This is a genomic window from Mitsuaria sp. RG (assembly GCF_028369275.1).
In the GTDB taxonomy this organism is placed as follows: Bacteria; Pseudomonadota; Gammaproteobacteria; order Pseudomonadales; family Pseudomonadaceae; genus Aquipseudomonas; species Aquipseudomonas peradeniyensis.
Genome location: NZ_JAQMYQ010000007.1, coordinates 69,319 through 83,862, shown reverse-complemented (window position 1 = coordinate 83,862; position 14,544 = coordinate 69,319). Strand labels below are relative to the sequence as shown.

The following is a 14,544-nucleotide window of genomic DNA, read 5'->3' as shown; positions in this document are numbered from 1 at the left end:
CTCAATGTCCTGTAACGGTCAGGCCCGGAAAGCTGATCAGCGACAGAACCTGTTCGGCGATCATCTTCTGGCCTGTGATGGTGAAATGAATGCCGTCGTCGACCCGCACCTTGACCCGCTTGCCCTGCGGTGTCTGCACCGTATACGAGAAGTTGGCGTCGGTGTAGCCGAGGATCGGGTTGGCCGAGATGTAATGCTGGCCGAACAGCGCGGTCTGCTCCTGGTAGAGCCCGCTGAGGTAGCCCATGGCCGTGGACAGTCGCGCCTTCTCCATGTTCGGCGGCCCGACCCAGATCACCTGCACGTTGTGCGTGCGCGCCTGTTCGAGGATCGAATCGATACGGGCACGGTAGGCGACCTCCCACTCCGGCGACTTGAAGCGCAGGAATGGCTTGCCCTTGCCCTGGGGCATGTCCCAGGGGTCGTTGGGGCCTAGGAACACCACCATCAAGCGCACGTTCGGTTCGTGATCGAGGGTGTCGGCCACGGTCTTCGGCCAGTTGAAGAAGCCCGGATAGGCAAGGCCGGTGCTCTGCTTGCTGAGGTTGACGGTGCGGATCTGGTAACGCTTGCGCAGGCTGTTGGCCAGGTGCGGCGCCACGCCCTGCATCAGCGAGTCGCCGACCAGGAACACTTCGTCACCAGCGACCAGCGAGGCCACAGTCCCCGGCTGCAACAATGCCGGTGCAGGTGTAGGCGGCACAGGCTGGGCGACAGCGACCGGGGCTGGCGCATGAACCGGCGCAGGCGTCGGCTGTGCATGCGCGGGCGTCGATACCGGTGGCAGCGGTTTGGCCAGGACCGCCGGGGTTTGCAGATCGACCGTGACCACCGGCATCGGCGCAGGCATCACCTCGATCGCCGGCCCCTCGGCCAGTTGCGGCGCGGGCAGCAGTTGCTCGAGCAGGTCATCGCGCTGCGCCTCCAGCATCGCCGTCAACTGCGCACCCAAGCGCCAGGCCGGCAGCTGGCCCAGCAGCGGTATCTCGCAGCTCTGGTGGTATTTCTGCTGGCAATAGAGCTTGATCGAGTCCTGGTTCAGCCAGAACAGCAACGCGGTGGTGACCACGATCGCATACAAGCCACGGGCGGCGCCCATCTGCACCTGGAACAGCTGTTTGCTATCAGAAGCTTGCATAGATGAACCCCGGCACGCCCGACTGCGAAGCGAAAATCACCAGCGACACACCGACCCCGAGCGGGATCGGGTACAACTGCCACGGCAGGCGCTGGAACAGCGCGCCACTCTGGCGCAACAGCGCCAGCCACTGGGGATAACTGGCCACGAACAACACACAGGCCAGCAGCATCAGGCCCGTGGCGCTGTTCAGGCCCGCCAGGCTCAGCTGGGCGATGTTGCCGAGCATCTCCATCGCGCCCTCAAGCGTCGGGCTGCGGAAGAAGATCCAGGCGAAGGCCACGTAGTGGAAAGTCATCAACCGCGCCATCAGGCCCGAACCCGGCAGCCGCGCGAAACCCGGAAACCACTGGCTGAACAGCTTGGAAATGGCCAGGCCGACGCCATGCAGGGCGCCCCAGATGATGAAGTTCACGCTCGCCCCGTGCCACAGGCCGGACACCAGCATCGCCAGCAGCATGTTCAGGTTGCCGCGCCATACGCCCTTGCGGTTGCCGCCCAGCGGGATGTACACATAGTCGCGGATGAAGCGCGACAGGCTGATGTGCCAGCGCCCCCAGAATTCCTTGAGGTTGTGCGCGGCGTACGGCGCGTCGAAGTTGTCCGGCAGACGGAAGCCCAGCAACAGGGCGATGCCGGTGACCAGGTTGGTGTAGCCGCTGAAGTTGAAGTAGATCAGCAAGCTGTAGCCGTACACGCTCAGCAGCACCTGCTCGGGGCTGGCGCTGCCCGGGGTGTCGAACACCGGGTCGACCCACTCGCTGCCCAGCCAGGCGCTGAGGAAGAACAGCTTGACCACCGCCATGGCGATCAGCCCCAGCGCCCGCTGCGGTTCCAGCACCTGGCGCATGGCCGGCGGGCGGATCTGCGGCAGCATGTGCAGGGCACGGTTGACCGGCCCGGCCACCAGGCTGGGGAAGAACGCCAGGTACAAGGCCAGGTCCAGCGGCGGCACCGGCGCCAGCTCGCGGCGGTTGATCGACACCAGGTAGCTGACCGAATGGAAGGTGTAGAACGACAGCCCGATCGGCACCAGCACTTCCAGCAGCGGCAGCGCCACGTCGAACCCGGCAGTGGCCAGCGCGGCCTGCGCGCCTTCGACGAAGAACGCCTGGTACTTGAACAGGTAGAAGCAGCCCAGCACCAGCGTCAGCAGCAGCACGCGGCTGAACCAGCGCCCGGGATAGCGCCCCGCCAGCTGGCCGAGCAGGTACACCAGCGTGCTGTAGCCCAGCAGGATGTACAGCGACTGCAGGCTGAAGCTCGCCACCAGGCCGTAGCTGGCGGTCAGGAGCAGCAGGTTCTGCAACCGCACGCTCCAGCACAGGCTCCAATAGAGCAGGAAGAACAGCGTGAAACAGAGGCCGAATTCGATCGAGAGGAAGCTCACAACGTAGTCCATTACATGACGTCGGGGAGGAAGGTCTTTGACCCGCAGGCCAGAGCGCGCGGATTATGGCAGAGGGCCGCCACCCCCACAATTCGATTGCATGACGGATTGCAAGATGGCTTGCGCCAGACAAGTGCAACAAAATGCGACGAACGATAGGCCCACGCAATTTGCTCCCCCTGCCCCGCTCTGCTAGTGTCGCGCCGTTCTGAACGCCACCGAGACAGTCGCCATGGCCCGCAAAAAAACCTCCATCGATTTCGAACAATCCCTCGCCGACCTGCAAGCCCTGGTCGAGCGCCTGGAGAACGGCGAACTGTCGCTGGAAGAGTCGCTGGCCGCCTTCGAACAGGGCATCGCCCTGACCCGCGATTGCCAGGGCGCCCTGGCCCAGGCCGAGCAGAAGGTGCAGATCCTGCTGGAGCGTGACGGCGAGCTGGCTGCCCAGCCGTTCGACGCGGAGCCCGAGGCATGATCGCCCAGTACCAGCAAAGCGCCCAGGCACGGGTCGATGCCGCCCTCGAACCGCTGTTCCAGGCGCCGTCGAAGGAGCTTGAACGCCTCTATGCCGCGATGCGCTACAGCGTGATGAACGGCGGCAAGCGCGTGCGCCCATTGCTGGCCTATGCCGCCTGCGAAGCCTTCGGCGTGCCGCCCGAGCAAGCCAACGGCGCGGCCTGCGCGGTGGAGCTGATCCACGCCTACTCGCTGGTGCATGACGACCTGCCGGCGATGGACGACGATGACCTGCGTCGCGGCCAGCCCACCACCCACAAGGCGTTCGACGAAGCCTGCGCGATCCTCGCCGGCGACGGCCTGCAGAGCCTGGCCTTCAGTGCTCTGCTCGAGCCACGCCTGAGCCCGCAGTCCGACGCTATCCGCCTGCAGATGGTCCAGACCCTGGCCAAGGCCGCCGGTCCCGCCGGCATGGTCGGCGGCCAGGCCATCGACCTCGGCTCGGTGGGCGTCAAGCTGGACCAGCAAGCCCTGGAATACATGCACCGGCACAAGACCGGCGCGCTGATCGAAGCCAGCGTGCGCCTCGGCGCCCTGGCCAGCGCCCGCGCCGATCAGGCCCAGCTCGATGCCCTGCAGACTTATGCACAGGCCATCGGCCTGGCGTTCCAGGTGCAGGACGACATCCTCGACGTGGAGAGCGACACCGCCACCCTGGGCAAACGCCAGGGCGCCGACATCGCCCGCGACAAGCCGACCTACCCGGCGCTGCTCGGGCTGGAGGCGGCCAAGGCCTATGCCGTGGAGCTGCGCGACCAGGCGCTGGCCGCGCTGCAAGGCTTTGGCGACAACGCCGAGCCGTTGCGGGCGCTGGCCCGCTACATCGTCGAACGCCGTCACTAAGTCCCCCTGTAGGAGCGGCCTCGTGCCGCGAAAGGGCCGCAAAGCGGCCCCGGCAATCTTTGCGTCAACGCTGAAATCCTGGGGCCGCTACGCAGCCCTTTCGCGGCACAAGGCCGCTCCTACAGGATCCGTGTTGCATTGAGCTTCCTGCACACCCGTCCGAATGGGCAGCTTTTCCTACAATGGGGTAAACTGCCGCGTCTTCACACCTATAACGACACGCCTGATGCCCACGACGTTTCAAGAGATCCCCCGCGAACGCCCGGTCACGCCTTTGCTGGACCGCGCCGACACGCCCGCCGGCCTGCGCCGGCTGGCCGAAGCCGACCTGGAGACCCTGGCCGACGAGCTGCGCCAGGACCTGCTCTATACCGTGGGGCAGACCGGTGGGCATTTTGGTGCGGGCCTGGGCGTCATCGAACTGACGATCGCCCTGCACTACGTCTTCGACACCCCGGACGACCGGCTGGTGTGGGACGTCGGCCACCAGGCCTATCCGCACAAGATCCTCACCGGCCGCCGCGAGCGCATGCTCAGCCTGCGCCAGAAGGACGGCATCGCCGCCTTCCCGCGCCGCAGCGAGAGCGAGTACGACACCTTCGGCGTCGGTCATTCCAGCACCTCGATCAGCGCCGCGCTGGGCATGGCCATCGCCGCCCGCCTGCAGAACGATCCGCGCAAGTCGATCGCCGTGATCGGCGACGGCGCGCTGACTGCCGGCATGGCCTTCGAGGCGCTGAACCACGCGCAGGAAGTGGATGCCAACATGCTGGTCATCCTCAACGACAACGACATGTCGATCTCGCGCAACGTCGGCGGCCTGTCCAACTACCTGGCCAAGATCCTCTCCAGCCGCACCTACGCCAGCATGCGCGAGGGCAGCAAGAAAGTGCTGTCACGCCTGCCCGGGGCCTGGGAGATCGCCCGTCGCACCGAAGAGTACGCCAAGGGCATGCTGGTGCCCGGCACCCTGTTCGAGGAACTGGGCTGGAACTACATCGGCCCGATCGACGGCCACGACCTGCCGACCCTGATCGCCACCCTGCGCAACATGCGCGACCTCAAGGGCCCGCAGTTCCTGCATGTGGTGACCAAGAAGGGCAAGGGCTTCGCCCCGGCCGAGGTCGATCCGATCGGCTACCACGCGATCACCAAGCTGGAGCCGGCCGACAAGCCGGTCGCGCCGAAAAAAGCCAGCGGGCCAAAATACGCCTCGGTGTTCGGCCAGTGGCTGTGCGACATGGCCGCCGCCGACAACCGCCTGGTGGGCATCACCCCGGCAATGAAGGAAGGCTCGGACCTGATCGACTTCAGCGAACGCTATCCCGAGCGCTACTTCGACGTCGCCATCGCTGAACAGCACGCGGTGACCTTTGCCGCGGGCATGGCCTGCGAGGGCGCCAAGCCGGTGGTGGCGATCTACTCGACCTTCCTGCAGCGCGCCTATGACCAGCTGATCCACGACGTGGCGGTGCAGGACCTCGATGTGCTGTTCGCCATCGACCGCGCCGGCCTGGTCGGCGAGGACGGCCCGACCCACGCCGGCGCCTACGACCTCTCGTACCTGCGCTGCATCCCCGGCATGCTGGTGATGACCCCCAGCGACGAGAACGAGCTGCGCAAGATGCTTAGCACCGGCCACCACTACAAGGGCCCGGCCGCCGTGCGCTACCCGCGCGGCACCGGCCCCAACGCGCCGATCAGCGGCGATCTGGAACCACTGGAGATCGGCAAGGGCGTGATCCGCCGCCAGGGCGGCAAGGTCGCCCTGCTGGTGTTCGGCGTGCAACTGACCGAAGCCTTGCAGGTGGCCGAGCAGATCGACGCCAGCGTGGTCGACATGCGTTTCGTCAAGCCGCTGGACGAGGCCCTGGTGCTGGAGATGGCCGCCAGCCATGAGCTGCTGGTGACCATCGAGGAAAACGCCATCATGGGCGGCGCCGGCGCTGCCGTCGGCGAGTTCCTGGCCCGCGAGGGCGTGGTCAAGCCACTGCTGCACCTGGGTCTGCCGGACATCTATGTCGAGCATGCCAAGCCTGCGCAGATGTTGGCTGAATGTGGGCTGGATGTCGCGGGGATCGAAGCCTCCGTCAAAGCCCGGATGGCCAAGCTCGGCCTCTAGGGCCCTTTCGCGGGTAAACCCGCTCCCACAGGGACTGCACAGTATTCAAGGTCTGTGGAGATCCTGTGGGAGCAGGACTGCACAGTATTCAAGGTCTGTGGAGATCCTGTGGGAGCGGGACTGCACAGTATTCAAGGTCTGTGGAGATCCTGTGGGAGCGGGTTTACCCGCGAATGCGATGGAACTGCCCATGAAAAAATCCGCCTGTGCCGCACTCCTCTGCGCCCCTACATTCCTGCTGGCCGCCGAGCGCGATGACGCCCTGAAACTCCCCGACGTACTGATCAGCGCCAGCCGCCAGGTCGAGTCACGCACCGCCACCAGCGCCGCCAACACGGTGTTCACCCGTGCCGATATCGATCGCCTGCAACCCAGCGGCGTCACCGACCTGCTCGCCCGCGTCCCCGGCGTGCAGGTGGCGCCCACCGGCGGTCGCGGCAGCCTGCCCGGCATCTTCATCCGCGGTACCAAGGCCGCCCAGACCCTGGTGCTGGTCGACGGCGTGCGCATTGCCAATGCCACCTCCGGCGACAGCGCCCTGCAGTTCCTCGGCATCGACCAGATCGAACGTGTGGAAGTGCTGCGCGGCTCGCGCTCAGCGATCTACGGCAGCGACGCCATTGGCGGGGTGATCCAGATCTTCACCCGCCGTGGTGACGGCCAGGGCCTGCAACCGCGCCTGCACCTGGCCGGCGGCAGCAATCAGACCTGGCAACGCAGCCTGGGGCTGTCGGGCGGTGATGGCGCGACCCGCTTCAACCTCGGCGCCAGCCTGGACGAAACCGCCGGCATCGATTCGACCGGGCCGTCGTATGCCAGCGATGGCGACCATGACGCCTATCGCAACCGCTCGCTCAACCTGAACCTGAGCCACACCTTCAACGAGCGTTTCGAAGCCGGGCTGAACCTGCTCGACAGCCGCGGGCGCAGTGAATACGACAATCCGTACGGACGGCTGGATGATGTCACCTGGCTGAGTTATCCACAGCAGCCCTACACTGACTTCAGCGTCAGCAGCCTGGGCTCATGGTTCGACGCCCAGCTTAATGACACCTGGCACTCCAGGCTGGAGTTGGGCCACAGCGAAAACCGCGACGACAAGCGCGACAAGCTCAGCGACCAGCGCTTCATCTACAACACCTATCGTGATCAGGTCACCTGGCAGAACGAGCTTGCCCTGGACGAGCGCAACCAGCTGATGCTCGGTGGCGACTGGTATCAGGACCGCTTCCACGGCACGGCGAACTTCAGCGAGGACAGCCGCTGGAACCGCGCGATCTTCGCCCAGTACCGTTTCGCGGGGGAACGCTTTTCCAGCGAGCTTGGCGTGCGTCACGATCGCAACCAGCAGTACGGCGAGCAGACCACCTGGAACGCCAGCCTCACCGTCCCCTTGAATCCACGCAATGATGTGCTGGTGTCCTATAGCGAAGGATTCCGCGCCCCGACCTTCAACGACCTGTATGACGTGCAGTACGGCAATCCGGACCTGCGTCCCGAGCACTCGAAGAGTTACGAGCTGCAATGGCGCAGCCAACTGGCCAGCCATACACGCCTGGAAGCCTCGCTGTATCGCACCGACCTGCGCGACGCGATCAACTACGACCCCACGCGCAGGCGCCCCGGCAATGTCGACAACGCACGCATCAACGGCCTGGAGTTGTCGCTAATGCAGGAGTGGGCTGGCTGGACCTCTCAGCTGGGCCTGAGCATGATCGATCCCCGCGACCGTGAAAGCGGCCATACCCTGCAACGGCGCGCTCGACGCACGTTGAGCCTGGACCTGGATCGACAGTTCGAACGCTTCAACGTGGGTGCGAGCTGGCAAGCCGTCAGCGGCAGCTACGACGATCCATCCAACAACAATCGCATCGGTGGCTACGGACTACTCGGTCTGCGCGGCGGCATGGCCCTGACCGACGAGGTGAGGCTGGAGCTGAAGCTGGACAACTTGCTGGACAAGCACTACAGCCGTGCCCTTTACAGCTTCGATGGCAGCCAGTACGGCTATCGCGAAGAAGGCCGCACCTGGCTGCTGAGCCTTACCTGGACACCGACCCTCTAGCCTCCAGCAGCGCGCACAACCGGGCGGTAGCCTCGATCATCTGCCCGCTGGGCCGCTCCAGTCCCTTGTCCGGCACCACCAGCAAGCGCTCCCCCTTCACGGCGCTCAACTGCGGCCAGCTACGCCAGCTGGCCAGCTGCGCCGCGTCACCCGCCAGGATCACCTCGGGATCGCGCAACAGCACCGACTCCACGCTGACCTGCGGCGCAGGCTGGGTCAGGTCGTCGAACACATTGCGCGCCCCGCAGACGCGCAAGGCATCGCTGACCACCTGGCGTCCACCCAAGGTGTACAGCGGCTTGTCCCAGACCTGATAGAACACCCGCAGCGGCGTGTCGCGCCGGTAGCGCTCGCGCAGCGCCTGCAGTCGATCACGCAGGCCGGCGGCATAGGCGCGACCCTGCTCGTCCCGCCCGAGGCGCCGGGCGATGGCTTCGATCTGCTCGATCAACTGGTCGAGGTCGCCGGGCTCGCCACTGAACGTGGCGATACCCAGGCGCTTGAGCTGGTCACGCTGGGCTGGCGCGACACTGCCGGGCCAGAGCAGCAGAAGGTCAGGCTTGAGGCTGAGCAAGCGCTCCATATCCAGCTGGCCATGGCGCCCGACCGAGGGCAGGGCCTGAAGGCCGGGCGGACGCTCGCCTGCATCCAGCAGGCCCACCAGCAGGTCATCAGCATCCAGCTCGAGGACGATCTCGGTCATCGACGGCGCCAGGCTGACCACCCGTGGCCCGGCCTCGGCCAGGGTACCGAGGCACAGCAATGCGAAGGAGGCGAGAAGCGCCCGCATCAGCCGAGCTGGCGCGGAATACGGTAGAGGTACAGCAGCACCACAGTAGACAGGGCGAGGAGGATCTGCGGCACGGCCTCCAGCCCGACCAACACCGACAGTGCAGCGACCCAGGCCGGGAAGCAGGCGAACAGCATGGCCAGGCGTCGAACCCGCGCCAACTCGATCCAGGCAGCGGGTTCGTCCGGCGTGCCCAGCTGCTTGTCGGTGGCGATCAATGCCCGCTTGTAGGCGCCGAAGCGCGGCAGGCTGAGGAACATGGTCGCGGCCCCGGCGATGAACAAGGGCATGGCCAGCACCGGGATCAGCGGCTCACCGCCGCCGAACGCCCAGGCCATTATCGGCAACGGCAACAACCCCATGGCCAGGTACTGCCACCAGGCCAGGGCCAGCCGCCGCTTCACCTCGCCGCGGGTCACGCCTGTGGCACCTCGCCCTGGTGCTTGTTGCCCATCATGTGGCCAAGCTTGTCGGCCTTGGTGGCCAGGTACAGGCGGTTGTGCGGGTTGTGACCGGTGTGCAGCGGCACGCGCTCGGCAACCTTGATGCTCATGTCGGTCAGGGCCTTGACCTTGCGCGGGTTGTTGGTCATCAGACGCAGCGATTTCACGCCCAGGTGTTCGAGCATCGGCAGGCACATGGCGTAGTCACGCTGGTCGGCGGCGAAGCCCAGGCGCTCGTTGGCCTCGACAGTGTCGGCGCCGCCATCCTGCAGCTCGTAGGCGCGGATCTTGTTCAGCAGGCCAATGCCACGGCCCTCCTGGCGCAGGTACAGCAGCACGCCACGGCCTTCACGGGCGATGGCCTGCAGCGCGGCTTCAAGTTGCGAGCCGCAGTCGCAGCGCTGGCTGAACAGGGCATCGCCAGTCAGGCACTCGGAGTGCAGGCGCCCCAGCACCGGCTCGCCGTCCGCGATGTCACCCAGGCTGAGCACCACGTGCTCGCGGCCAGTAGCTTCGTCGAGGAAGCCATGCATGGTGAAGATCGCAAAGGGCGTCGGGAGTTTAGAGGCGGCAACAAAGACGACGGGCACGTTGTGCTCCTGGATAGTAGGATTTTTCAGATCGGCCGATTGTATCAGCAGCCCGGCGCAGGTGCGCAGGAGGAATATGGTGGCTTAAGATCGAAATGTTCGATGCTTATGGAACAAGGACCAAATCCTGTAGGAGCGGCCTTGTGCCGCGAAAGGGGCGCGCAGCGGCCCCAGATTCCGAGCCACCATCAAAATTGCTGGGGCCGCTACGCAGCCCATCGCGACACAAGGCCGCTCCTACAAGAACAGCGACATGAGCCTAATGCGGCTGGCTATCCGCAGTGAACGGATACGGCTGCTTCCAGCGCTCGAAGATCGGCTTCAACTCACCGCTGCGCACCAGTTGCGCCATGCGCCGGTCGAACAGGTCACGCAAGGCCTCGCCCTGCGCACTGCGGGTGAACGCCAGGTACAACGGCAGCTCGGCGACGTGGGTGCTGCGAAAGCGCTTGGGCTCGGGCGCCTGCCCGAGTACGTACTCGACCTCGGTCTGTGCATCGATGTAGAAATCCACCCGGTCATGCTCGAGCATGGGCAGGATCCCTTCGCGACGCTGTACCTCGCGGAAATTGTGGACGTTGGGCAGGTAACTGGCGTAGTCATAGCCACGCACCCAGGCCAGGCGGTACTGGCCGATGGTGTCCAGCGTGGGCTGCGGCTTGCCGGCCAGGCCCAGGGCATAGATATGGTCCAGGTCGAAATGCCAGCGCGGATAGAGGTTGTCGTCGTTCTCTTCCTTGTACGAGCCGACCCAGGCATCCGCCTCGCCCCGTTTCACCAAACCGACCGAACGGCTGTACGGCGCGCTCAGCACCTTGACCTTGACCCCGGCCGGCTCGAACACCTGGCGCAGCACGTCCCAGGCCAGCCCGCTGCCATCGGCGTTGGTGTAGTCGAGCCACTCCTCGCTGACCAGGCGCACCTGCTGTTCCTGCGCCATGACGCCGGGCACCGCGCAAAGCAGCACCCACGCCAGCAACACACTCCTCAAGGCCATTGCAACGCTCCCTGTATCAGGCCACCGCCCACACCAGAACCTGCATGCCCAGCCAGGCGAACACGCCGGCCAGGATATCGTCGAGCATGATCCCGAACCCACCATGCACATGGCGGTCGACCCAGCGGATCGGCCACGGCTTGAGGATGTCGAAGAAGCGGAACATCAGGAACCCCGCCAGCAGCCACTGCCAGCCTTCCGGCACCAGCCACAGGGTGATCCACATGCCGACGATCTCGTCCCAGACAATGCCCTCGTGGTCGTGCACGCGCAAGTCGTTGGCCACCTTGCCGCACAGCCACACGCCGAACAGCATGCTGATGCCCAGCAGCAGCCAGTAGCCCCAGTCGGGCAGCATCTGCCACAGCGGGATGAACGGCAGCGCCACCAGCGACCCCCAGGTACCGGGGGCCTTGGGCAGGGTGCCGGAGCCGAAGCCGAAGGCGATGAAGTGCCACGGGTTGCGCCAGACCGAAGGCGGAACGAACTCCGCAGGCACCTGGTTGGGGTGGTCGGTCACGGTGTCTCCCTGAAATGTTGATAGCCCCGCTGCACGGGGGTGATGTCCTGGCCCTGCGGGTCACGCAGGGTCACACCCTGGCCTTGCAGCACACGCCCGATGACGTGCACCTCGCGGGCCAGGGAGGTCAGTGCGCTTTCCGGCAGGGTGAAGGCCAGCACGTAGTCGTCGCCGCCAGTGAGCGCCGCCTGCACCGCCGCCTCGCGCCCCAGGAAAGCCTGTAAAGGAGCAGACACGGGGACCTGCGCCAGGTTCACCTCAAGCGCGACGCCGGACGCCTTGGCGATATGCCCGCAGTCGGCCAGCAGGCCGTCGGAGATATCCAGTGCCGCCGTGGCCAGGCCACGCAGGCGCTCGCCCAGTTGCAGTTGGGGCAAGGGCGACCAGTAGTGCTCCAGCAGCGGGCCGGCCACCTCGGCAGCCGCCTCGCGCTCGCCCAGCACCACCGGCAAGGCCCCCGCCGCATTGCCCAGGAAACCGCCGACGCACAGCAGGTCGCCCGGCTGCGCGCCGCTGCGACGCAGGGCCTGGCCCGCCGGTACCCGGCCGAACACGGTCACGGTGATACTCAGCGGTCCACGGGTGGTGTCACCGCCGATCAGGGTCATGCGGCAACGGTGGGCCATGCGGCCGAGGCCATCGGCGAAGGCTTCAAGCCAGTCCGGGCCGACTTCGGGCAGGGTCAGGGCGAGGGTGAAGCCGATGGGCGTGGCGCCCATGGCCGCCAGGTCGCTGGCCGCCACGGCGAGCGAGCGCTGGCCCAGCAGCAGCGGGTCGCAGACGGCGGGGAAATGCACAGCGGCCACCAGCGTGTCGGTGGAGATCGCCAGTTGCTCGCCGGCGGGCAGGTCCAGCAGGGCGCAGTCGTCGCCGATCCCCAGGGCCACGCCCTCGCCGCCCTGCGCACAAGGCGCGGCGGCGAAGTAGTGACGGATCAGCTCGAACTCACCCATGGCTGGTCAGCGCCGCGATCAGCGCTTGTTCGCCTTGACTTCCGCCTCACGCAGACGCGGAGCCAGCTTGTCCAGCACGCCATTGACGAACTTGTGGCCGTCGGTGGCGCCGAAGACCTTCGCCAGTTCCACGCCTTCGTTGATGACGACGCGGTACGGCACGTCGACGCGCATCATGAACTCCCAGGTGGACAGGCGCAGCACGGCCAGCTCGACCGGGTCGAGCTCTTCCAGCGGCGTGTCCAGGCAAGGCTTGAGCGCCTCGTCGATCTCGGCCTTCTTCGCCGGGACCCCGTGCAGGATCTCGCGGAAGTAGGCGCCGTCGACATCGGTGAAATCGTTATCGACCCGGAACTGCGCTTCCACTTCGTTCAGCGAGTGCTTGGCCATGTGCCACTGGTAGAGCGCTTGCGTGGCGAGCTTGCGGGCTTCGCGACGCTTGGCGCTCTTCGAGGGCTTGCCGGCATCCGCAGGTTTTGGATCGCGCGGGTTGAAACGATCGCTTTCGTCGCTAATCACTTGGCCTCCAACTGCGCCAGCAGACTGACCATTTCCAGGGCCGACAGGGCAGCTTCGGCACCTTTGTTGCCGGCCTTGGTGCCGGAACGCTCGATGGCCTGCTCGATGGAGTCGACGGTCAGGACGCCGAAGGCCACCGGAACACCGAACTCCATGGACACCTGGGCCAGGCCCTTGGTGCACTCGCCCGCCACGTATTCGAAGTGCGGGGTACCGCCACGGATTACTGCGCCCAGGGCGATGATCGCGTCATAAGCACCCTGCTGGGCGACTTTCTGCGCTACCAGCGGGATTTCGAACGCGCCCGGGGCACGAATGATGGTGATGTCGCTTTCACTGACGCCGTGGCGTACCAGGGCATCGACTGCACCGCTTACCAGGCTTTCGACGACGAAGCTGTTGAAGCGGCCAACCACCAAAGCATAGCGACCTTTGGGGGCGATGAAGGTACCTTCGATGGTCTTCAGGGTCATTCCGGAGTTCTCATCTTCAAGAGCGAGGCCGCGCTGTGGCGGCCTCGGGAGGGTTTGGACTCGAGTCCAGGGGCGAAAATGCCGCCTCAAGTCACTCGGAGGGCACGTATTCTACAACTTCCAGATCGAATCCGGATATCGCATTGAACTTCATCGGCGAACTCATCAGGCGCATCTTGCGCACGCCGAGGTCGCGCAGGATCTGCGAACCGGCACCGACGGTGCTGTAGGTGGTCGGCGCTTTCGCCGGGGCATCGCCCGCGCTCTCGCGGATATGCGCCAGCAGCACGTCGCCGTCCAGCGGGTGGCCCAGCAGCAGCACCACGCCGCTGCCGGCCTCGGCCACGGCGCTCATGGCCGCGCGCAGGCTCCAGCGGCCCGGTTGCTTGACCATCAGCAGGTCGCGCAGCGGGTCCATGTTGTGCACGCGCACCAGGGTCGGCTCCTCGGCGCAGATCTTGCCGAGGGTCAGGGCCATGTGCACATCGCCTTCCACCGCGTCGCGGTAGGTGACCAGGTTGAACTGGCCCAGCTCGCTCTCGATCGGTTGCTCGGAGACGCGCTGCACGGTGCGCTCATGGATCATGCGGTAGTGGATCAGGTCGGCGATGGTGCCGATCTTCAGGCCGTGCTCGGCGGCGAACACTTCCAGCTCGGCGCGGCGCGACATGGTGCCGTCGTCGTTCATCACTTCGCAGATCACCCCGCTTGGCTCGAAGCCGGCCATACGCGCCAGGTCGCAGGCGGCCTCGGTGTGACCGGCGCGGGCCAGGGTGCCGCCGGGCTGGGCCATCAGCGGGAAGATATGACCGGGGCTGACGATGTCCTCGGCCTTGGCGTCCTTGGCGGCGGCGGCCTGCACGGTGCGGGCGCGGTCGGCGGCGGAAATGCCGGTGGTGACGCCTTCGGCGGCTTCGATCGACACGGTGAACTTGGTGCCGAAGCCCGAGCCGTTGCGCGGCGCCATCAGCGGCAGCTTGAGCGTTTCGCAGCGCTCGCGGGTCATCGGCATGCAGATCAGGCCGCGGGCGTGCTTGGCCATGAAGTTGATGTGCTCGGGCAGGCAGCACTCGGCCGCCATGATGATGTCGCCTTCGTTCTCGCGGTCTTCGTCATCCATGAGGATGACCATTTTGCCCTGGCGGATGTCTTCGACCAGTTCTTCGATGCTGTTGAGCGCCACGC

Annotated in this window: 15 protein-coding genes; 4 read left to right on the top strand and 11 right to left on the bottom strand. The window is 66.0% G+C overall.

Features of this window, described 5'->3' with window-relative positions; all coding sequences use genetic code 11:
• Nucleotide 1: 1 nt before the first annotated feature.
• Together POF53_RS06335 and POF53_RS06330 are read right to left on the bottom strand one after the other, a co-directional pair.
• Nucleotides 2–1,138, bottom strand: coding sequence for a DUF459 domain-containing protein (locus POF53_RS06335; protein WP_244670950.1), 1,137 nt, complete (start codon nucleotides 1,136–1,138; stop codon nucleotides 2–4).
• The gene (locus POF53_RS06330) at nucleotides 1,125–2,540 is read right to left on the bottom strand and encodes an MBOAT family O-acyltransferase (protein WP_203650078.1); all 1,416 of its coding nucleotides are present in this window, start codon (nucleotides 2,538–2,540) and stop codon (nucleotides 1,125–1,127) included. Before POF53_RS06330 ends, POF53_RS06335 begins: the two co-directional genes overlap by 14 nt.
• Nucleotides 2,541–2,760: 220 nt before the next feature.
• On the opposite strand from POF53_RS06330, the gene POF53_RS06325 reads away from it, so the two are divergent.
• From POF53_RS06325 to POF53_RS06310, 4 genes are all read left to right on the top strand, one after another.
• Nucleotides 2,761–3,003 carry an exodeoxyribonuclease VII small subunit gene (locus POF53_RS06325; protein ID WP_028690287.1) on the top strand — a complete coding sequence of 81 codons (243 nt, stop codon included), beginning with the start codon at nucleotides 2,761–2,763 and terminating at the stop codon, nucleotides 3,001–3,003.
• Nucleotides 3,000–3,887 carry a (2E,6E)-farnesyl diphosphate synthase gene (gene ispA, locus POF53_RS06320; RefSeq protein ID WP_203650076.1) on the top strand — a complete coding sequence of 296 codons (888 nt, stop codon included), beginning with the start codon at nucleotides 3,000–3,002 and terminating at the stop codon, nucleotides 3,885–3,887. Before POF53_RS06325 ends, ispA begins: the two co-directional genes overlap by 4 nt.
• A 226-nt stretch (nucleotides 3,888–4,113) precedes the next feature.
• The gene (gene dxs, locus POF53_RS06315; protein ID WP_232856655.1) at nucleotides 4,114–6,009 is read left to right on the top strand and encodes a 1-deoxy-D-xylulose-5-phosphate synthase; all 1,896 of its coding nucleotides are present in this window, start codon (nucleotides 4,114–4,116) and stop codon (nucleotides 6,007–6,009) included.
• A 190-nt stretch (nucleotides 6,010–6,199) separates the two neighbouring features.
• Nucleotides 6,200–8,074 carry a TonB-dependent receptor plug domain-containing protein gene (locus POF53_RS06310; RefSeq protein ID WP_498966864.1) on the top strand — a complete coding sequence of 625 codons (1,875 nt, stop codon included), beginning with the start codon at nucleotides 6,200–6,202 and terminating at the stop codon, nucleotides 8,072–8,074.
• On the opposite strand, the gene POF53_RS06305 is transcribed toward POF53_RS06310, so the two are convergent.
• From POF53_RS06305 to ribBA, 9 genes are all read right to left on the bottom strand, one after another.
• The gene (locus POF53_RS06305; protein ID WP_203650072.1) at nucleotides 8,052–8,864 is read right to left on the bottom strand and encodes a cobalamin-binding protein; all 813 of its coding nucleotides are present in this window, start codon (nucleotides 8,862–8,864) and stop codon (nucleotides 8,052–8,054) included. The genes POF53_RS06310 and POF53_RS06305 overlap by 23 nt on opposite strands.
• Entirely contained in the window at nucleotides 8,864–9,283 is a 420-nt protein-coding gene (locus POF53_RS06300) for an MFS transporter (protein ID WP_203650070.1), read from the bottom strand. Before POF53_RS06300 ends, POF53_RS06305 begins: the two co-directional genes overlap by 1 nt.
• Nucleotides 9,280–9,897, bottom strand: a complete 618-nt coding sequence (gene ribA / locus POF53_RS06295) for a GTP cyclohydrolase II (protein ID WP_011531972.1) — start codon at nucleotides 9,895–9,897, stop codon at nucleotides 9,280–9,282. Before ribA ends, POF53_RS06300 begins: the two co-directional genes overlap by 4 nt.
• A 259-nt stretch (nucleotides 9,898–10,156) precedes the next feature.
• Complete coding sequence (locus POF53_RS06290; protein WP_203650068.1) at nucleotides 10,157–10,894, bottom strand: substrate-binding periplasmic protein; 738 nt, start codon at nucleotides 10,892–10,894, stop codon at nucleotides 10,157–10,159.
• Between the two features lie 16 nt (nucleotides 10,895–10,910).
• Nucleotides 10,911–11,414: a phosphatidylglycerophosphatase A family protein gene (locus POF53_RS06285; RefSeq protein ID WP_023632630.1), complete on the bottom strand. Its 504-nt coding sequence runs from the start codon at nucleotides 11,412–11,414 to the stop codon at nucleotides 10,911–10,913.
• On the bottom strand, nucleotides 11,411–12,367 hold the full coding sequence (gene thiL / locus POF53_RS06280) for a thiamine-phosphate kinase (RefSeq protein ID WP_498966860.1): 957 nt from the start codon (nucleotides 12,365–12,367) through the stop codon (nucleotides 11,411–11,413). Before thiL ends, POF53_RS06285 begins: the two co-directional genes overlap by 4 nt.
• A gap of 18 nt (nucleotides 12,368–12,385) precedes the next feature.
• Nucleotides 12,386–12,886, bottom strand: a complete 501-nt coding sequence (gene nusB, locus POF53_RS06275) for a transcription antitermination factor NusB (RefSeq protein ID WP_203650064.1) — start codon at nucleotides 12,884–12,886, stop codon at nucleotides 12,386–12,388.
• On the bottom strand, nucleotides 12,883–13,359 hold the full coding sequence (ribH, locus tag POF53_RS06270; protein ID WP_003255395.1) for a 6,7-dimethyl-8-ribityllumazine synthase: 477 nt from the start codon (nucleotides 13,357–13,359) through the stop codon (nucleotides 12,883–12,885). The genes nusB and ribH overlap by 4 nt, the downstream gene beginning before the upstream one ends.
• 91 nt (nucleotides 13,360–13,450) lie before the next feature.
• Nucleotides 13,451–14,542 carry a bifunctional 3,4-dihydroxy-2-butanone-4-phosphate synthase/GTP cyclohydrolase II gene (ribBA, locus tag POF53_RS06265; RefSeq protein ID WP_050703586.1) on the bottom strand — a complete coding sequence of 364 codons (1,092 nt, stop codon included), beginning with the start codon at nucleotides 14,540–14,542 and terminating at the stop codon, nucleotides 13,451–13,453.
• Nucleotides 14,543–14,544 lie beyond the last annotated feature (2 nt).